The following is an 18,802-nucleotide window of genomic DNA, read 5'->3' as shown; positions in this document are numbered from 1 at the left end:
CGCTTGTCTTTGTGGGCGGGTCTTTTCACACTTGCCTTTACAGGCGGGTCTTTTCACACTTGCCTTTACAGGCGGGTCTTGCAGACTTGTCAGTCATGACCACGATGACTCACTGTCACTGATAAGAGCATATTCATGCAGACACCCGCGACTTCCAGCACCGGCCATGCCTCTCATCACCTAGGCTGGCAAGATAATCGCCTGCAAGAGGAGCGTGAACGTGTGGCAACGCTGGGCTTATCGCTACTGGCGGCTGGCGATGACTGGTGGGCGATCGACAAGCCTGCCGAGCTACCTTCAGTGCCGGGCCGTGACCCGTCTCGCTTCGACAGTGTGTACTCGCGCCTGTGTCAGCTAAGCAGCGACACCCGTGCGGTACATCGTCTCGATGTCGCCACCTCCGGCGTATTGCTGGTCGCGCGCAATGTCGAGGGGCAGCGACGGCTGTCACGACTGTTTCAGTCGCGCACCATCGACAAGCGTTATGTCGCTATCGTCGCCGGATTCCTTACCCCCGCAGAGGGCAGCATTGCGCTGCCACTGCGCTGTGACTGGCCGCGTCGCCCCCTGCAGATCGTCGACATCACGCTGGGCAAATCCGCGCTGACCCACTATCAGGTTGGGCAGCACCTGGCACTTGAGGGAAAGCGACCGGATGGCACACCACAGATGCTGTCCTGTTCACGGGTGCTGCTCACACCGCACACTGGTCGCTCGCATCAGTTGCGGCTGCATATGCTGGCACTGGGCCACCCCATCATCGGCGATGCCTTCTATGCACGCGGCGCAGCACTGAATACCAGCCCCCGCCTACTTCTACATGCCGCACGGCTGGTGATTCCACCAGCCCCCGACAGTGACGAAGCACCTCTGGTACTGGAAGCGCCACTCCCCTTCTGATCACGCCATGTATAGCGCATGGCCACTCAGTCCTTGCCCAGGATATCGGCGAACGCCACGTCGAGTGTCGGGTAATCGAAACGGAAACCAGCCTCTTCCAGACGAGCCGGCACCATGCGCGCACCCTCCAGCAACAGCGTGCTCATCTCACCCAATCCTAATTTGAGCGCTGTCGCCGGCAACGGCAGGATCGCCGGTCGTCCCAGTGCCCGTGCCAATGCATGGGTAAACCCCATATTGGTAACAGGATGCGGTGCGCTGGCATTGAAGGCACCGCTCAGCGTGGTATCCGTCAATAGGCGCTCGATGATGCGAATCAGGTCATGGCGATGAATCCACGGCATATAGTGACGACCATCACCGAGTCGTCCACCGAGACCAAAGCGGAACGGCGTCAGCAATTTGGCCAGCGTGCCACCATCCGCCTCCATCACCAGCCCGATGCGGATGATCGCGAGTCGAACGCCGCTATCCGTCACTGGCATGGCAGCGGCCTCCCAATCACGGCACAGACGATGATTGAAATCATCGTGAGGCGTGGCCTGCTCATCGATCTCGACATCACCCGGCTGACCTGCTTTGGGCTGCGCGCCGTAATAGCCCATCGCTGAGCCGGACACCATCACCTGCGGCGGATGTCCTTCGACTGCTAGCTGCTCGCATAGCATCACGAGATGCTCGGTGATGTTCAGGCGCGACTCCCGTAGCTCGCGCTTGTGCGCATCACTCCAGCGACGTCCGGCGATAGACTCTCCGGCGAGATTGACGATCGCTTCTGGCTGCCAGTCCTTGAAGGCCAGCGGAGTATCGGCTGCCGTGACGGTTATGCCCTGAGCGCCAAGTGCACGTTCGGCACGCTCAGGATTACGTGACACGACGGCCAGTGAATGTTCAGCCTTGGCCAGGAGACGGCATAGGGCCTGCCCCACAAAGCCGGTGCCACCAGTGATCAAGATACGCATGCTGTTTCTCCTTGCCGCTGGGCGACGCTGGCCGTGACTCATCACGAGTCATCAGGCTTTCCGACAATATTTTTCTCTTTTTCATCTGCGAATACTGTACCTCTCAATTCTCCTACCAAAACTATACCTTTATTGTACAATTGAGTGCCAAGAAGTTAACTTCAGCGCAGCACATCTTTATCCGGCACGTATATGCCGCCGTTCACAGAGGTCGCTCGATGTCAGTATCGTCCATCGCCATCATCGGTGCCGGTATCGCCGGCTTGTCTGCTGCCGCTCATCTGGCCGCCGCCGGCCATGCGGTCACTCTCTTTGAGAAGGCACGTGGCCCTGGTGGACGTCTCGCGAGTCGCCGCACACCGGATGGACCCATCGATATCGGAGCCCAATACTTCACGGCACATGATCCACGCTTCATTGCAGCGCTCAACGACTGGCAAGCGGCTGGCATTGTCGCGCCGTGGGGCGAGCGGCTACTAGGGCTTGGTGACGAAGGATGGCAGCCCTTGCAGGACCAGCAGCCACCACGCTTCGTGGCCAGCCCACGCATGAGCGCGCTGACCCGATATCTGAGCGAGCGGCTGCCATCCAGTGTGCAGTTTCACGCCAATGCACGCGTCACGCGGCTGATACCGACCGAAGAGGGTCGTTGGCAGTTGGAGACTGTCGAGGGTGAACTGCATGGTCCCTTTCATCGCGTCATGATCACGGCACCAGCCCCCCAAGCCAGCGCGCTACTCGCCACGGCAGGGACTGACGAAAATGGGGTGGCGCGCTCAGTGGACTCCTTGGCACCTCGCCTCAGCGCAGTACTGGCAAAGGTAGAGATGGCGCCCACCTGGACAGTAATGGCAGCGCTCGATACAACGTTGCCCGCACTGGGGGGCCAGCAGGACTGGCAGGGGTTATTGGTGAGTCGTGGCAATGACGTGCCACTGCGCTGCGTGATGCGTCAGCACTCGCGCCCGGGACGCGCTGCGCTGCGCAATGCCCAAGACGACCAGACTCGCACACCCGCTCAGGAAATCCTGAGTATTCTGGCGACTGCAGGCTGGAGTAAAGCGCATCTTGAAGACAGTCCCGAGCAGGTCACTGCCGCTCTCTGGCAAGCCTTTGAGGCGCTTCCTGAGATCGCCACGCTACCGAAGAACTGGCATGAGGGCAGGATCACATTGACGGCGCATCGCTGGCGCTATGCTCATCCGACCCAATGCGCGCCACAGACTGCATTCGAACACACCGCAAGCCAGCACGGCTTGATACTTGCCGGTGATTGTCTGCGTGGCCCCCGTGTCGAAGATGCCTGGCTATCCGGACGTGAAGCCGCCGAGCAGCTGATGGCTGAGCCAAGAAAGTAGCGGAAAGAGCCGCCAGCGAATGCCGCTGGCCAGCAGCACACCGGTAACTGATACGCTGCATCCGATGCCCTATTCACGAGGAAGCTTGCATGACCACCACTCCCGATAGCAGCGACGCCCTGATCCTGCTGGCCCACGGCTCACGAGACCCACGCTGGCGCGAGCCGTTTGAGGCGCTCGAGACCGCACTGGCAACACGACTGAAGCGTCCGACACGCCTGGCTTACATGGAGCTATGTGATCCGCTGCTGACAGATACTATCGATGCACTGGCAGCCCACGGCGCGACACGTATCGACATCCTGCCATTGTTCTTTGCGGCGGGTCGGCATCTACGTGAAGACGTACCGACAATGCTCGAGGTTTCTCAGCGCGAACACCCGGAATGCCCCATCACGCTGCTGGACCCTGTGGGCGCACACCCTGCCTTTGTCGAGGCCTTGATTCAGATTGTGGAGCAACAGGACCACTAAGATATTGCACGAAAAGTGACGGCGTGACGGCCACCACCAGCGGTGCGGTGCGGTGCGCTACCTGAGCATGCGTGTTGACGATGCGACGCAGTTTGACGGTATATGCCACTTGTCAGGGTCAGGCTGCTGCGCCATCCTGATGCCCACATGTACAGCTAGTGCACAAGATGCATTGCCGGTATCCCGCAGTTCTGTGAGCGCGCCACTTTTTTACTCTGTGTCGCCCTGACCTGTGCTTCATCCGGGATGCCTCGTCACCGCAAGAGGTAACACCATTCATGACTGACAAGGCCACGGAAATTGCCAGCTCTCCGCTCTTTCCGATCCGCGAAGTCTCACGCCTGACCGGCGTCAACTCGGTCACGCTGAGAGCTTGGGAGCGTCGTTACGGGCTGATCGAACCGCGTCGCACTCCCAAGGGGCATCGTCTATATGCCCGTGAGGATATCGAGCGCATTGAGCATATTCTGCAGTGGCTCAACCGCGGTGTGCCAGTCAGTCAGGTGCGCGAACTACTCGACCAGCCACAACCGGAAGCGGCTCCGATGCCTGATGAAGGCAGCTGGAGCGGCCAACAGCAGCTGGCGATGGCTGCGATTGACGCACTGGACGAGACGCGGCTGGCAGAGCTCTATAACCAGAGCCTCGCGCTGTATCCGGTCAGTAGTGTGGTTGAGCGTCTGTGGCGGCCACTGGTCGAGCAGCTGGAAGAACGTGGCAACGCCACCTTTGGTGTACGCCTGTCCCAGTGCTTTTTCGAGAGCTTCTTGCGCTCGCGCGTCGGTGCCCGCTTGGTCTTTGCCAATCAGGAACGCCACGCCCCACATATCACGGTGACACGTCTGCCCGACGAGCCGGGACTGTGCTGGTTGTTACTGTTTGCACTGGTCGCCAGCGACGCCGGCTATCACGTCAGTCTGCTGGATGGTCCGCTGCCGCTGGCCGAGCTGCCACTGGCGGCTGAACGCCTTCAAGCACAGGCCGTGATTCTGGTCGGCACTCAGGCAGAACGTACCGATGTCATGCGCCGCCAGCTACCGCGCGTGGCAGAACAGTTGTCAGTGCCGTTGGCCATCACCGGCCCGGCAGCCCAAATTCGTCAGCAGGAGCTGGTGGGTGGGCCTGTTGAAGGCCTAGGCGCCGACCCCATTCAGGCGGTTGCTCGCTTAAGGTCGCTGATAGCCCGCTGAGCTCAACACTCCTGCGCGAGACTTACGTCATCATCGCCAAGGAGTTTGCATGCCCACTTCCTCTACCTCTCCCGACTCCTCCGCATCTGCGGAGGTATCCCTGCAGCTGGTCTGGCTGCGCAGCGACCTACGCGTACATGACAACACCGCGCTTGCGGCCGCCGCGGAGCGTGGCCCGGTGGTAGTGGTGGTCACGCCCTGTTATCCGCAATGGCGACAGCATGGTCACGGTGCCAACAAGCTCGACTTTCTGCGCCGTGGCTTACACGTGCTGCAGCAGGCGCTCGCTGGCTACCACATACCTCTCAAGGTAATCGACTGCGACACCTTTGCAGAGATTCCCGAGGTACTGGCAGCGCTCTGCGCATCACTGAACGTTGCGGCGCTGCACTTCAATGATGAGTACGCCATCAATGAGCAGATACGCGACGCGGCCGTCCGCCGGCGTCTCGCTGATCTGGATATTCGCCTGCATCACTACACCGACATGATCGCCTTCGCACCGGGCGAATTGCTGACCGGAAAAGGCGACTACTACGGTGTCTTCACGCCGTTTTCCAAACGCTGGCATAAAGACCTCGTGGCGCGTCGACTCAAGCTGGCTCCTGCTCCCGGGGTACAAGCGACTCCGCTCGATCCACACGGCCAGGCCATCCAGGGCGATGCGATTCCTCCCCTGCCACACGATCTTCCCGTGCCAGTGGATGCCAGCCTGTGGCCCGCAGGCGAAGACGCGGCCCAGGAGCGCCTCGAACGCTTCATGACCTTCCGGGCTCGTCGTTACCATGAACAACGCGATCTACCGGCTACGCGCGGCACCAGTGAGCTATCCGCTTATCTGGCGCTAGGCATGATTTCGGCGCGCCAGTGTTACGCAGCGGTACTGGCAGAAAACGGCAGCCTGTCCGATGGCGATGTCGGCCTGACGGCCTGGGTCAATGAATTGATCTGGCGTGAGTTCTATCAGCACATCCTCATCGGCTTCCCGCGCGTCAATCGCCACCGACCCTTCCAGCGCCATACCGAAGCACTTGCCTGGCGTGATGATGATGCAGGCTTCGACGCCTGGTGCGAGGGCCGTACCGGTTATCCACTCGTCGATGCCGCCATGCGCCAACTGACCAGCACAGGCTGGATGCACAATCGCTTGCGCATGGTAACGGCGATGTTCCTGACCAAGCATCTGCTGATCGACTGGCGACGCGGTGAAGCCTTCTTCATGGAACATCTCGTTGATGGTGAGCTCGGCGCCAACAATGGTGGTTGGCAGTGGGCGGCTTCTACCGGCACCGATGCGGCGCCCTATTTCCGAATTTTCAATCCGACGACGCAGGGCGAGCGCTTCGACAAGGACGCTGAGTTCATCGCCAGTCTTGTACCAGAATTATCCAGCCTGCCCGCCAAGCGCCGTCATCAACCCAGTGATGAAGATCGTCACGCGTGCGGCTATCCGCGCCCGATCGTCGATCACAAGGCGGCTCGCCTGCGTGCACTAGATGCCTTCAAAGCACTGTCAAAAGGCAATTGATCTTGCGATTTGCGTGATTATCGGAAGAGCAGAATCACTCGCACTCTCTCACCTCCTACCCAGGATCATTGTCATGCAGGCACTCCCCCAAGACATGAGTCCGGCATTGATACGCGTCTGCCGACTTTACGAAAAGCTGGACAAGACCTCTACAGAACTGCTGAAATCAGTCTATGCCACTGATATAACCTTCCGTGATCCACTACATGAAGTGCAGGGCATTCGTGCCCTCAACGCTTACTTCGCCGAACTTTATGCCAATGTCGACTCGATCGAGTTTGCCTTTCATCAGCCGCTCGGGCCGTTAAACAGTGGGGACGAAGGTCATGAGTCGGGGCTAGCGTGGCTGAGCTGGACCATGACCTACCGCCACCCGCGTCTGAATCGCGGGCTGGACATAACAGTAGAAGGGGCATCACGGCTCGAGTTTCATGAGGGGCACGTCATTCATCATCGCGATTTCTTTGATGCTAGCGAGCTGCTTTACGAGCAACTGCCTGTCCTGCGTAACGTGATTGGCCTACTCAAGCGCCGGCTAGGGTGAGTGCAACAGAAAGTGCAGCCGGCAGTTCAGCAAGCAGTAGATAGTGCAATGGAAGATGGCAGTGGCATCTGAATATGCATAACAGACGTTACTCCCAGCAGGATGTCATCCAAGGAGATTGAATGACCAGTCATGGTACGCCCCCCCAACCAGCCGCACGCAAACGTATCTGGCTGACAGGTGCCAGTTCCGGCATCGGAGAAGGCTTGGCGCGACGACTGCTGGCCGACGGCCATCGAGTCGCCATCAGTGCGCGCTCGACCGACAAGCTGGAAGCGCTCGCCCAGACAGCTGCCAATGGACCGGGCGAGGCACTGGTGGTGACACTAGACCTCACTGATCGCGACGCCATCTGTCAGGCTGCAGTGAAGATAGAGGAAAGTTTCGGCGGCCTGGACATGCTGCTGCTCAATGCCGGCACCTGTGAATATCTCGATGCCCGTGATTTTGAGGCAAACCTCGTGCAGCGGGTATTTGCGACAAACTTTCACGCTGCCATTGATGTCATCGAAAGCGCGCTACCGCTATTGCGCGTAGCAGTCGCCGAGGGCGGTGAACGCCCACAACTGGCAGCCGTTTCCAGTGCATCTGCTTATCTACCGCTGCCACGCGCCGAAGCTTACGGCGCGTCAAAGGCGGCACTCAGCTACTTCCTTGAGTCACTGCGATTGGACCTGGATGCACAAAACATCGATGTGAGCATCATTCATCCGGGATTTGTGAAAACGCCGCTGACGGAACGCAATGACTTTCCGATGCCGATGCAAGTGACCACCGGGCAAGCCGTGGAGGCCATTCTCAAGGGACTTACCAAGCATCGACTCGATATACATTTTCCTAAGCGCTTCACTCTGCTGGTCAAGCTGTTAGGCATTCTGCCGCAGCCATTACGGCGGCGTATTGGGCTACGCATGACGCGTAGTTGACCCAAGGCATTCTCTGCCAATCAAGATATTGCTACCCAGTACTTGTCAGTCGCCTTTGTGGACATACTTTTATTCATATCAGGAGTGGCATGAATACATCCTCTTCGCGTTCATCGGCAGGCTTGCCTCGCCAACGCATTGCCGTAATTGGCAGTGGTATCAGTGGTATGGCGGCGGCCTACTACCTCGCCCGTCATCATGAGGTGCATGTCTTCGAATCTGCGGAGCGGCTGGGGGGCCATACCGCCACCATGGACGTGGAAACTCCTGATGGACGCGAATGGGCAATCGATACCGGCTTCATTGTCTTCAATGATCGTACCTACCCTCATTTCCAGCGCCTGCTAGCGCAGCTCGGAGTAGCGTATCAGCCGACTGAGATGAGCTTCTCGGTGCACTCGACCACTCAGGACTTCGAGTACAACGGCCACACTCTGCTGTCGCTGTTCGCCCAGAAGCGCAATGTGCTGCGCCCCCGCTTCTACCGCCTCTTGCGCGACATCATGCGCTTCAACACTCAAGCCGCCGCTGACCTCGACAATGGCGCACTGACCGAAGGCGCGACGCTGGGTGAGTATCTTGATACCAAGCGCTACTCACAGGTATTCCGCGACTACTATCTACTGCCGATGGGTGCTGCCATCTGGTCCGCCAGCATTGAGGACATCGCAGGCTTCCCGCTGATCTTTTTTGTGCGCTTCTTCCGTAACCATGGCCTGCTGTCAGTCAATGACCGCCCTCAGTGGTTTACGTTGGAAGGAGGATCACGCGCCTACATTCCCCGGCTGACCGAGCCCTATGCCGAACGCATCCATCTCGGCTGCGAACTGCGCCGTATCACTCGGGATACAGACGGCGTGACGCTGGAGCACTCCGATGGTCGCAGCGAACGCTTCGATCAAGTCGTGCTGGCTTGCCATGCACCACAGGCTCTCGCGCTGCTGGGCGATGCCAGCGATGTCGAACGCGAGGTCCTTTCGGCCATCACGACCCAGCGCAATGAAGTGGTCATGCATACTGACACCTCCCTCCTGCCCAAAAGACGAGCTGCCTGGGCGAGCTGGAACTATCGCCTCGATGGCAGAGAAGATGCACAGCGTGTCAGCGTCACCTATGACATGAATATCCTGCAGTGCCTCGACGATGCCGAGCATCCACCACGCGATACCTTCTGCGTGACGCTCAACGATAGCGACGCCATTGATCCAGACAAGGTGCTTGGGCGTTATGCCTATGACCACCCCCGTTTCACGCTACACGCAGAAGCGGCCAAGGCACGTTTTGCCGAGATTTCGGCGGTCGAAGGCTATGTAGGAGGTCCAGTGGGGCGTACGCATTTCTGTGGCGCTTGGTGGCGTAACGGCTTCCATGAAGACGGTGTATGGAGTGCCTGCGGGTCGCAGAAGCTCTAGGCGCCAGCGAGGCAGACGACTGATGACACCCGCCAGCTGCATCGGCTACGGCACGTTGCGTCATCGACGCCACTCGCCCCGTGAGCATGCCTTTCGCTATCGCGTGGCCATGGCTTGGCTAGCACTGGATGAGATGCCAATGCTGATGAATGGCCAACGATTCATTAGCGCCAGTCACGCTGCGCCGCTGGCCTTCCGCGAGCGTGATCATCTGCCGGCAAGTATCCATGGCCTATCTGCCGGCTCTCTCGAGGAGCGAGTCCGCGAAGCTTGCGCTCGTGAACTGACACGCGCGGGCGATGACGCCCTACTGCCCACAGGACGTATCTTTCTGCTCACACAGCTACGACATTTCGGCGTTGGCTTTAATCCGATTCGGCTCTACTACCTCTATACCCAAGAAGGTCAGCTAGGTGCCGTACTCGGCGAAGTCACCAGTATTCCGTGGGGCGAGCGAGTGCTATACGCCTGGCGTACTGATACGCAGCGCCGTGTTCAGGCAGCATGCTTCGACAAGCGCATGCATGTGTCGCCCTTCATGCCGATGGGCATGCGCTATCACTGGCGCTTCAATGATCCTTCCGATGGTCAGTTGTTGCTACACATGGAAAACCACCCACTCACCGATGACACGAGGCGTATTCCCAAACAGGTCGTCTTCGATGCAAGCCTGAGCCTGGCGCTCGAGCCGGCAACCCCTCGCGCCCTGACCCGACTGTTACTGCGCTTCCCCTGGATGACGCTCAAGACCGTAGCAGGCATTCATTTCGAAGCGCTACGTCTGGCGATCAAGCGTGTCCCGATATTCGATCGCCCACGCACCCAGTCATAGTCTCAGTACCTGTCATGAGGAACCCATCATCATGAGTCATTTCGAATCCGTACCGCCCCGTCCTTCGACGACCCGTCTTTCGACGGACCGTCTGACTCGTCTGCTGCGTCCACGCCTGTTACGCATGCTGGATTCGCTGGAGGGTGGCACCTTGACCGTACTGGAAGGCCATGAATGCCACATGCTGGGCAAGGGTGGGCCGCGCAATGTCACGCTGCGCATCAACGACTCGCGCGCCTGGCGGCGCATGGCATTGGGGGGCACCGTTGCTGCCGCAGAAGCCTACATGGACGGCCAATGGGAAGCGGATGATCTCGTCGGTCTTATCCGTCTGTTCGCCTTCAACCTGGAGCAGGTCAATAGCTCCGTGGATAGCGGTACCTCACGCTTCTCCAAGTGGGCACTCAGTGTGGCTTATGCGTTGGCGCGCAATACATTGCAGGGCTCGAAGCGCAACATCTCGGCCCATTACGATCTCGGCAACGACCTGTTCACGCTGTTTCTCGATAATGAACATCGCATGTATTCCTCTGCTGTATTCCCTCACCCAGAGGCCAGCCTGGAGGAGGCGTCGGCTCACAAACTGGAGCGGCTGTTCGACATGCTAGAGCTGGGGCCAGATCATCACCTGCTGGAGATCGGGACAGGCTGGGGCGGACTTGCCCTGCACGCCGCCAAGACGCGTGGCTGTCGTGTCACTACCACCACGATCTCCGATGAACAGCATGCCTACACGGCGAAGAGAATTGCCGAGGAAGGGCTTGGAGATCGCATCACTCTGCTCAAGCAGGATTATCGAGCACTGGAAGGTCGCTTCGACCGCATCGTCTCGGTGGAGATGATCGAAGCCGTGGGCCACCAGTACCTGCCTACCTACCTGAAGACGCTCGAGCGCCTGCTGACACATGATGGCTTGATCGCTCTGCAGGCCATCACGATCCGTGACCAGCGTTTTGCGGCCGCGCGCCGCGAGATGGACTTCATCAAGCGCTACATCTTCCCCGGCGGCTTCTTGCCCTCACATGGTGCCATTCTGACCGCCATGCAGCGCGACACTCAGCTCAACCTGCTGCAGCTCGAAGATATCGGGTTGCACTATGCGGCCACTCTGAAGGCATGGGGGGGAGCGCTTTGAGTCACGATTGGGAGAGGTTTACGCGCAGGGTTATGACGAGCGCTTTGTCCGCATGTGGCGCTACTATCTGGCTTACTGCGAAGGGGGGTTCCGTGAGCGCACCATCGGTACTTGTCAGTTATTGATGGGCGGGCCTGGCGCACGTCCAGCCCAGGTCGGCCTGACAGATTGGAACGCCTGAGCATGCTGGCACCTCAGGCACGCGCACTACTCAATGCCGGGCTGTTTCAGCTCGGTTGGTTCAGTTGTGTCATGGGAGGGCCGCTAATCGCCACACTGGTAGCGCCGTTGATATTGGTACTTCATCTGACAATAGTGGTTCCTGCTCATCAGCGTATGCGGGAATTACGCTGGCTGATCGGCTTTACAGCACTGGGAATGGTGGTTGATGGCAGCCTGTCATTGGCAGGCGGATATACACTGCCAGCACAGGCCTCTGATGGCATTACTACCTGGCTACCGCTGCCCGTCTGGATGTGGTGGTTATGGCCACTGTTCGCTAGCACCATTCATCACGCGCTCTCCTGGCTATGGCAGCGTCCATGGCTGGCAGCAGTAGGCGGAGCCGTCAGTGCTCCACTCTCCTACTACGGTGGCGCGCAGCTCGCGGGCATCGGGCTTGCAGATTGGCTGCTACCGGTGCAGGCACTGATCTGGGCTGGGCTGTGCCTAGGCATTACTCGCCTGCATCCAGGCCGGTCAACGACCTGACTGCCAGACCCTTATCGCTTTACAGAGCTGATGCCTGATGCCTCACAACTCTATCACGCTGCGGCAAGAGACAGCTGACCAGCTTCATAGCCAACAAGGCGCTCAATCCCGGTTGAAAGAGGCTTGCGGCCACATACGAGACTCTCGGTCAAAGGGATAATATCAAGGGAACATCATTGTCATGGGTTGGCGACCTTCGACTCGAGACTTCTCGAACTGTCGACACCTGCATGAGAATGTTATGCCACACTGGTGATACACCTCGTCCTATCGACCGCTGCAGTCCAAGCTGTAGGACATATTTGCACCTTGCCCTCCTGCCCTTTAGTCTGACCCCCACGTGCATTCACGGGGGCCAGCCATTAGACTAGCCCCATTCGGGCGCCGATGCGCCTCGTACGGTATAACCATCCCGCTACTCGGAATGACTCAGTGACCAAGCAACACTCCTTTACTCACGACGAGCTGCTGGCCTGTGGCCAGGGCGAACTCTTCGGCCCAGGCAATGCTCAACTGCCTGCCCCTAACATGCTGATGCTTGATCGCATCACTCACATCAGTGAGGAAGGCGGTAGCCACGGCAAAGGCCAGCTGATTGCTGAGCTGGATATCTCCCCGGACCTGTGGTTCTTTGACTGCCACTTCCCGGGTGATCCGGTGATGCCTGGCTGCCTGGGTCTTGATGCCATGTGGCAACTGGTAGGCTTCCACCTCGGCTGGCTCGGCAATCCGGGACGCGGCCGCGCACTGGGCTGCGGTGAGGTCAAGTTCTCTGGCCAGGTTTTGCCGACGGCCAAGAAAGTGACCTATACCATCAACATCAAGCGAGTCATTACTCGCAAGCTGATCCTCGGCATTGCTGATGGTACAGTGACTGTTGATGGCCGCGACATCTATCAGGCCAACGACCTTCGCGTCGGTCTGTTCACCTCCACTGCGAACTTCTGAACGGGAGGCTCCCATGCGTAGAGTGGTAGTCACCGGGCTGGGCATTGTTTCCTGCCTGGGCAACGATCGCCAGCAGGTCCTGGATTCGCTCCGCGAAGGGCGTTCTGGTATCCGCCGCAAAGAGGAATACGCCGAACTGGGCTTCCGTAGCCAAGTTGCAGGCGTTGTCGACATTAACCTCGAGGACCATATCGATCGCAAGCAACTGCGCTTCATGGGTGATGCGGCAGCTTATGCCTACATCTCCATGGCGCAGGCGATTGCCGATTCTGGCCTCAGTGAAGAGCAGGTTTCAAACGAGCGTACCGGCCTCATCGCTGGCTCGGGCGGCGCCTCCTCCGCGAATCAGGTCGAGGCTGCAGATATCATGCGTGCCAAGGGCCTGCGTCGTGTCGGACCGTACCGTGTGACCCGCACCATGGGTTCCACCGTTTCTGCCTGTCTGGCCACACCGTTCAAGATCAAGGGGCTCAATTATTCGATCTCCTCAGCTTGTGCGACGTCGGCTCACTGTATTGGCAGCGCGGTTGAACAGATTCAGCTGAACAAGCAGGACGTGGTGTTTGCCGGTGGCGGTGAAGAAGAGCACTGGACCCTGTCCTGCCTGTTCGACGCCATGGGAGCCCTCTCCACCAGCTACAACGATGTACCGGAAACAGCCTCACGTCCGTACGACAAGACCCGCGATGGGTTTGTCATTGCAGGCGGTGGCGGCATGTTGGTACTGGAAGAGCTGGAGCATGCCAAGCACGCGGCGCCAAGATCTATGCCGAAGTGACTGGCTATGGCGCGACTTCCGATGGCCACGATATGGTCGCTCCGTCCGGCGAAGGTGCAGCACGCTGCATGCGTCAGGCGATGGCAACCGTAAATGGCAAGATCGACTACATCAATACTCACGGCACCTCGACGCCAGTGGGTGATGTCGCCGAACTCAAAGCCATTCAGGAAGTCTTCGGTGCAGCCAGCCCGGCGATGAGCTCGACCAAATCGCTGACTGGCCACTCGCTGGGTGCGACTGGCGTGCAAGAAGCCATCTATTCACTGCTGATGATGGAGAACGACTTCATTGCCGCCTCCGCCAATGTCAGTGAACTGGATGACCGTGCTGCTGGTCTCGACATCGTCACGACTCGTCGTGACGGCGTGAAGATCGATCGTGTACTGTCTAATAGCTTCGGCTTCGGTGGTACCAATGCCTGCCTGATTCTGGAACGCTTCCAGGATTGATCAGTGCGAAAGGCCGTCATGCAGTAACCGGTACGATGTAAAAAGGCCGCCCTTCGGGGCGGCCTTTTTGTTGGCGCATACTGCGGGGATTACCTTGACGCTGGCATGGCGTCAAAAACTAGGCACCGACACTATCCGCCGGAGCTTCGGCCTCTAGCGGTGGGCGCTGCACCTGAGAGATTTCCGCCAGCGTTGCCTCAACCCACGCCTCAGCTTCAGCGACTACCACGTCCGGCTTACGTCCTGTCGTTTCGATGGCAGGACCAAATACGACATTGAGCGTACCAGGTTGTTTGATCCAACTATCGTTGGGCCAGATTTCACCAGCGTTGTGGGCAACTGGCACGACCGGTACGCCTGCACGACACGCGATGGCAGCACCGGACTTGTTGAACTTCTTACGGTGGCCCGGCGCGATGCGAGTTCCCTCAGGGAAGATCAGTACGGTGAAGCCATCCTTCAGGCGCTGCGTGCCAACGGTCAGCACCTGTTTGAGTGCCTTGGCAGGCTGAGTGCGGTCCAGCGGTATCGGCTCCAGCAGCTTCAAGCCCCATCCAAAGACAGGAATCTTGAGCAATTCCTGCTTGAGCACAGTACACAACGGACGCTTTACGACCTGAAGATAGATGGTTTCCCACTCGCTTTGATGATTGGCCAGCAGCACACAAGCGCCTTCGGGAACCTGTTCACGGCCGCTGACGTTTACAGTGACGCCACAGGTCAAACGAAACCACCACAGCACAATGTGATTGTAACTGTGCAATACACGATAACGTGCCTGAAGCGGCAAACAGGCGGCCAGCGGTACCAGTACTACGGCGCTCAGCAGCAGCGCCATAAAATAACCAAAGTAAAACAACACACTACGCACCGCATTCACAGGCTTGATCTCCGCATGTCAGGTAGGGTCAGAAATAGGGGCGGTCGGTGCGCGCTGCGCAATCCAATCATCCAGCAAACGAGAGAGCTCAAGACGCCATGGCTTCTGATGGACACCAAAAGTCTCTAGTACGCGTCGGCAGTTGAGAACTCGGCGAAGGGGCGTACCTGAATTCAGCGTCAGTGCCTTGAGCGAGCCCGGCGTAACCGCTTCGCCAATACCTTCAAGACGCGTGACTAGCTGAGTGCGCACGATACTCACGAAAGCATAGGTGCTGATAGGCTCGGTACCGGCCAGATGATAGGCACCCCAGGAGTCTGCGCCACAACGTTGCTGCTGCAACATTCCTATCAAGGCCATCGCCACTGCATCGACACTGGTCGGGCACAGTATGACATCTTCGGCAGCACGAATTTCTTTTCCTGCCAGTAAGCGCTCGATCAACGTCGGCAGCCAAGCATCTCGACCATCGGGGCCGAACAGTGGACCAAGGCGTACGATCAGATGATGCGGCAGCTCAGCGCGGATCCGGTCCCCCGTCGCGATGACGCGTCGCAGAGCAGTATCGATAGGCGAAGGAACTTCCTCTTCATCTAGCAGACCCTCTCCACCCTGCTCGAACATCTGATCAGCCACGCACCACACCAGCGGAGTATCCGTCTCGATACAGGCAGCCAGCACCGCTTCTACCGCCTCAGCGTGAGCGGTGACATCTGCTGGTGCAGCATCAGCCGGGCTGACAAATGGCGGCACGATGACGACATCCGCCTGACAAGCACGAATATCCGTTGCGCCAATACGATCAGCATCGACGACATTAAGCTCAAGATCAGTGCGCGAACTGGCCGTACGCGCCAAGCCAAGGCTCAGGCAATGCCCAGCATCAAGCAGCAAGAGTTTCACAGGCACACTCCAGCAAACAGGCGCATCGATGCAAGAGGCATCGATGCAAAGGCCACATTCTATCAACCTTGCAAGCTGGCTGCAGGCCCGTTGTCATGTGGTGTGCCTGGGGAAAGAGGGGAGCCCAGTGGCTTGGGGCGACCTACGCCATAACCCTGCACAAAATCGACGCCAATCTTTTCAAGTGCTGGTAGCAGCTCAATATGCTCGACATATTCTGCCACCGTGATAATACCCACCTGAGCACAGATCTGGCAGATGGCAGAGACAATGGCGGCATCCAGACTGTCACGAGTGAGGTTGCGAACGAAGGCGCCGTCTATCTTGAGCTGATTGACCGGTAGCTCCTTGAGATAGGCAAAGGAAGACATGCCGCTACCAAAATCATCCAGCGAGAAGCTACACCCCAAGCGGCGAAGGCTATAGATGAATTCACGGGCCTGTGCCAAATCTCTGATGGCAGCCGTTTCGGTAATCTCAAAACACAACCGCTGAGGCTCAACCGAACTCTGGCTCACCAGCTCAATCAACTGATCACGTAATTTCAAATCTCCCAGGCTCTGCTCCGAGAGATTGATCGCCAAAATGGCATCCGGCTCAATGCGCCCATCATCTGCCTCCAGCACCTGAAGTGCCTCAGTGACGACCCAGATATCAATAGCAGACATTAAGCCAAAACGTTCCGCAGTGGCCATGAAATGAGCAGGTGCAAGATGCTCCCCCGTATCACTGATATAGCGCAGTAGTACTTCATAGTAAGGCTGTTCGGCCGGCGCACTCAGTGAACGAATCGGCTGGATATAAAGCGTGAAGCGATTATGCTCCAATGCCTCATGCAGCAACGGTAGCCATTGCACTTCGCGCTGCGCTCGCTCAAGACTGGCATCACCGTCCAAATAGCCGTGCACCTGATTACGTCCATTCTGCTTGGCTATATAACAGGCGGCATCGGCTTGACGCAGGACATCAGAGGTTGGTGCTCTCCCCCTTTTGGCGCCACACCGATACTGACTCCCAGCTGGAACGGACGCCCTTCATCGTAATAACGGTACTGACCTACTGCGACACACAATGCGTCGGCCCGCTCCATTGCCTGCTCCCGAGTGCAGCGATACAACAGGATGGCAAACTCATCTCCTCCCAAGCGCGCCAACACATCAGAATCACGTACATGTGAGCGCATCAGAGAGGATATCTCACGCAGCACCGTGTCTCCGGCAGCATGACCACAGGTGTCATTGACGACCTTGAAGAAGTCCAAATCCAGATATAGAAGCTGATGACACTCACCATCATCATTCGATGTATTCAGTGCCTCATCGAAGGCGCTGCGATTATGCAAGCCTGTCAGGCTGTCATGGTGCGCCTGGAAGTTGAGGCGGCGAATCATGGCCTGACGGTAGCTGATATCGCGAAATACCAGCACGGCACCATCAATATCGCCATTACGATGGCGCACAGGTGATGCCTTCAGCTCCACTGCACATTCACTCCCATCGCGTGCGACTAGCAGCGTCTGAGTAGACATATGCACTACCTCGCCATGACTCAATACGCCATCAAGCTGAGCATCCAGCGACTGGAGCGTACCTTCATGGCGTAGCTGCAGAATACGCGCCCAGGGCCGCCTTCTCGCCAGTGATGGATTCCAGCCGCACAGCCCTGCTGCAATCGGGTTGATATGTCGAATCAGCCCGTCGCTATCGAGACTGATCACTCCTTCATCAATCGAGTCCAACATTACCGCGACCTGATCACGCTCATGACGCAGCTCTTGAGTACGATTCACCAGTAAATCGTTAACACGTGAGCGGTAGTGATGACTGCGCCGGATACGCTGCTCAGCTCCAATCGCCAGCAACGTCAGCCCTAGCACCAATAGCGTCGCCATACCGATGGCAAGCGCCAGCCAGAGATGCTGGCCGTCCTCAGGCACAAGCTCCAAGAGAGGGGGGGTCGCAAGAGGCACCATTTGCATTGCTGCCATACCGAGATAATGCATCCCGGAAATACCCAGGCCCATCAGTCCCGCTGCAAGCGCCTGACATGCTCTGCGTGGCCGGCGCTGACGCAGGAAGACGCCCCCGACCCACAATCCTGCAGTCGATGCCCCAATGGCGATTAGAATCGAGAGCGACAACAACAACGCATCATACTGATACGTCATATCCATCTGCATCGCCGCCATACCGGTGTAGTGCATCATCGCGGTGCCACTGCCCATCACGAGCCCACTGCCAGCCAAGAGAGGGAGCGTCAGGCGCGGTAAGGTATTGACCCACAGCGCCAGTCCCGACGACAACACCGCAATTAGCATCGATAATGCTGTTAGCTCTACCCCGTATGAAATCGGCCTACCTGTCTCGTATGCCAACATGCCGATGAAGTGCATAGACCAGATGCCAAGCCCCATCGCAAGCGCCCCTCCCAGCAACCAGCCGAGATTACTGGTACGCGATGTCGCTAACGCAACCTGATGGATGAGTTGCAGCGCGGCATGAGATGCAAGCACAGCCACTACAATCGAAAGCATCACTAGAGGAGGGGAATAACTGCCATGCATGAATAACCTCAATCATCAGTGGCATGCCACAGTAGACAAGCAGTGTGGGCAAATACATCAATGGAAATAGCAGTCTATCCGCAGGCATCGTCGGAACGGACATTTTCCGTGCTCTGCTCTCAACGGCCTTCCGGTATTGATCAATACCAAGTGATAGTCTGCTGGCTACCCCCCTTTACGCTCGTCACGATGATGCAGATGTCATGCGATAAAAGATTCTTTCAACCTGAGAATGAGCTATCCGTTGCAGCATGCTCAACCTCCTCCACGTCTATCGGCTGCCATCCCGTCTTCTGAAATCAAAAAA

Annotated in this window: 15 protein-coding genes and 3 pseudogenes; 13 read left to right on the top strand and 5 right to left on the bottom strand. The window is 58.1% G+C overall.

Going from position 1 to position 18,802, the window contains the following annotated elements:
- Window positions 1-135 precede the first annotated feature (135 nt).
- Window positions 136-900: an RluA family pseudouridine synthase gene (locus BF12_RS0113715; protein WP_024952767.1), complete on the top strand. Its 765-nt coding sequence runs from the start codon at window positions 136-138 to the stop codon at window positions 898-900.
- 26 nt (window positions 901-926) lie between these two features.
- On the opposite strand, the gene BF12_RS0113710 is transcribed toward BF12_RS0113715, so the two are convergent.
- Complete coding sequence (locus BF12_RS0113710; RefSeq protein ID WP_024952766.1) at window positions 927-1,862, bottom strand: TIGR01777 family oxidoreductase; 936 nt, start codon at window positions 1,860-1,862, stop codon at window positions 927-929.
- Window positions 1,863-2,080: 218 nt separating this feature from the next.
- Between BF12_RS0113710 and BF12_RS0113705 the strand changes: the two genes are divergently transcribed.
- The 12 genes and pseudogenes from BF12_RS0113705 to fabB all read left to right on the top strand — a co-directional run bounded on the left by BF12_RS0113705 (window position 2,081) and on the right by fabB (window position 14,149).
- Complete coding sequence (locus BF12_RS0113705; protein ID WP_024952765.1) at window positions 2,081-3,220, top strand: NAD(P)/FAD-dependent oxidoreductase; 1,140 nt, start codon at window positions 2,081-2,083, stop codon at window positions 3,218-3,220.
- Window positions 3,221-3,309: 89 nt separating this feature from the next.
- Window positions 3,310-3,693: a sirohydrochlorin chelatase gene (locus BF12_RS0113700; protein WP_024952764.1), complete on the top strand. Its 384-nt coding sequence runs from the start codon at window positions 3,310-3,312 to the stop codon at window positions 3,691-3,693.
- 278 nt (window positions 3,694-3,971) lie between these two features.
- The gene (locus BF12_RS0113695; RefSeq protein ID WP_024952763.1) at window positions 3,972-4,883 is read left to right on the top strand and encodes a MerR family transcriptional regulator; all 912 of its coding nucleotides are present in this window, start codon (window positions 3,972-3,974) and stop codon (window positions 4,881-4,883) included.
- Window positions 4,884-4,932: 49 nt separating this feature from the next.
- Window positions 4,933-6,411, top strand: coding sequence for a deoxyribodipyrimidine photo-lyase (phrB, locus tag BF12_RS0113690; RefSeq protein ID WP_024952762.1), 1,479 nt, complete (start codon window positions 4,933-4,935; stop codon window positions 6,409-6,411).
- Window positions 6,412-6,484: 73 nt separating this feature from the next.
- A complete protein-coding gene (locus tag BF12_RS0113685; RefSeq protein WP_051511011.1) occupies window positions 6,485-6,955 on the top strand; it encodes a nuclear transport factor 2 family protein in 471 nt (156 codons plus the stop codon).
- 122 nt (window positions 6,956-7,077) lie between these two features.
- On the top strand, window positions 7,078-7,881 hold the full coding sequence (locus tag BF12_RS0113680) for an SDR family NAD(P)-dependent oxidoreductase (RefSeq protein WP_024952760.1): 804 nt from the start codon (window positions 7,078-7,080) through the stop codon (window positions 7,879-7,881).
- A gap of 89 nt (window positions 7,882-7,970) precedes the next feature.
- Window positions 7,971-9,316: pseudogene (locus BF12_RS20215) on the top strand (NAD(P)/FAD-dependent oxidoreductase).
- Window positions 9,316-10,125: a DUF1365 domain-containing protein gene (locus BF12_RS20210; RefSeq protein WP_035160193.1), complete on the top strand. Its 810-nt coding sequence runs from the start codon at window positions 9,316-9,318 to the stop codon at window positions 10,123-10,125. The pseudogene BF12_RS20215 and the gene BF12_RS20210 overlap by 1 nt, the downstream one beginning before the upstream one ends.
- 31 nt (window positions 10,126-10,156) lie before the next feature.
- Window positions 10,157-11,441, top strand: a pseudogene (locus BF12_RS20205) (class I SAM-dependent methyltransferase).
- Between the two features lie 2 nt (window positions 11,442-11,443).
- Complete coding sequence (locus BF12_RS0113660) at window positions 11,444-11,971, top strand: DUF2878 domain-containing protein (RefSeq protein WP_024952759.1); 528 nt, start codon at window positions 11,444-11,446, stop codon at window positions 11,969-11,971.
- 432 nt (window positions 11,972-12,403) lie between these two features.
- Entirely contained in the window at window positions 12,404-12,919 is a 516-nt protein-coding gene (fabA, locus tag BF12_RS0113655; protein WP_024952758.1) for a 3-hydroxyacyl-[acyl-carrier-protein] dehydratase FabA, read from the top strand.
- A 13-nt stretch (window positions 12,920-12,932) separates the two neighbouring features.
- Window positions 12,933-14,149: pseudogene (gene fabB / locus BF12_RS20200) on the top strand (beta-ketoacyl-ACP synthase I).
- A gap of 118 nt (window positions 14,150-14,267) precedes the next feature.
- Here fabB and BF12_RS0113645 read toward each other — a convergent pair.
- The 4 genes from BF12_RS0113645 to BF12_RS21250 all read right to left on the bottom strand — a co-directional run bounded on the left by BF12_RS0113645 (window position 14,268) and on the right by BF12_RS21250 (window position 18,495).
- Window positions 14,268-14,987, bottom strand: coding sequence for a lysophospholipid acyltransferase family protein (locus tag BF12_RS0113645; protein WP_051511012.1), 720 nt, complete (start codon window positions 14,985-14,987; stop codon window positions 14,268-14,270).
- Between the two features lie 60 nt (window positions 14,988-15,047).
- Entirely contained in the window at window positions 15,048-15,932 is an 885-nt protein-coding gene (locus BF12_RS0113640) for a sugar nucleotide-binding protein (RefSeq protein ID WP_024952756.1), read from the bottom strand.
- A gap of 62 nt (window positions 15,933-15,994) precedes the next feature.
- On the bottom strand, window positions 15,995-16,840 hold the full coding sequence (locus tag BF12_RS21255) for an EAL domain-containing protein (protein ID WP_024952755.1): 846 nt from the start codon (window positions 16,838-16,840) through the stop codon (window positions 15,995-15,997).
- A 23-nt stretch (window positions 16,841-16,863) separates the two neighbouring features.
- A complete protein-coding gene (locus tag BF12_RS21250) occupies window positions 16,864-18,495 on the bottom strand; it encodes an MHYT domain-containing protein (RefSeq protein WP_024952754.1) in 1,632 nt (543 codons plus the stop codon).
- Window positions 18,496-18,802 lie beyond the last annotated feature (307 nt).

The sequence above is a fragment of the Cobetia crustatorum genome (assembly GCF_000591415.1).
GTDB classification, from domain to species: Bacteria; Pseudomonadota; Gammaproteobacteria; order Pseudomonadales; family Halomonadaceae; genus Cobetia; species Cobetia crustatorum.
Note: the sequence above shows the minus strand (reverse complement) of the source record. Positions and strands in the feature narration are given on the sequence as shown.

What these genes read in the sequence shown, in the direction of transcription:
- BF12_RS0113715 (WP_024952767.1), top strand. Translation starts at nt 136, where the DNA reads ATGCAGACACCCGCGACTTCCAGCACCGGCCATGCCTCTCATCACCTA.
- BF12_RS0113710 (WP_024952766.1), bottom strand. Translation starts at nt 1,862, where the DNA reads ATGCGTATCTTGATCACTGGTGGCACCGGCTTTGTGGGGCAGGCCCTA.
- BF12_RS0113705 (WP_024952765.1), top strand. Translation starts at nt 2,081, where the DNA reads ATGTCAGTATCGTCCATCGCCATCATCGGTGCCGGTATCGCCGGCTTG.
- BF12_RS0113700 (WP_024952764.1), top strand. Translation starts at nt 3,310, where the DNA reads ATGACCACCACTCCCGATAGCAGCGACGCCCTGATCCTGCTGGCCCAC.
- BF12_RS0113695 (WP_024952763.1), top strand. Translation starts at nt 3,972, where the DNA reads ATGACTGACAAGGCCACGGAAATTGCCAGCTCTCCGCTCTTTCCGATC.
- phrB (WP_024952762.1), top strand. Translation starts at nt 4,933, where the DNA reads ATGCCCACTTCCTCTACCTCTCCCGACTCCTCCGCATCTGCGGAGGTA.
- BF12_RS0113685 (WP_051511011.1), top strand. Translation starts at nt 6,485, where the DNA reads ATGCAGGCACTCCCCCAAGACATGAGTCCGGCATTGATACGCGTCTGC.
- BF12_RS0113680 (WP_024952760.1), top strand. Translation starts at nt 7,078, where the DNA reads ATGACCAGTCATGGTACGCCCCCCCAACCAGCCGCACGCAAACGTATC.
- BF12_RS20210 (WP_035160193.1), top strand. Translation starts at nt 9,316, where the DNA reads ATGACACCCGCCAGCTGCATCGGCTACGGCACGTTGCGTCATCGACGC.
- BF12_RS0113660 (WP_024952759.1), top strand. Translation starts at nt 11,444, where the DNA reads ATGCTGGCACCTCAGGCACGCGCACTACTCAATGCCGGGCTGTTTCAG.
- BF12_RS0113645 (WP_051511012.1), bottom strand. Translation starts at nt 14,987, where the DNA reads ATGGCGCTGCTGCTGAGCGCCGTAGTACTGGTACCGCTGGCCGCCTGT.
- BF12_RS21250 (WP_024952754.1), bottom strand. Translation starts at nt 18,495, where the DNA reads ATGCATGGCAGTTATTCCCCTCCTCTAGTGATGCTTTCGATTGTAGTG.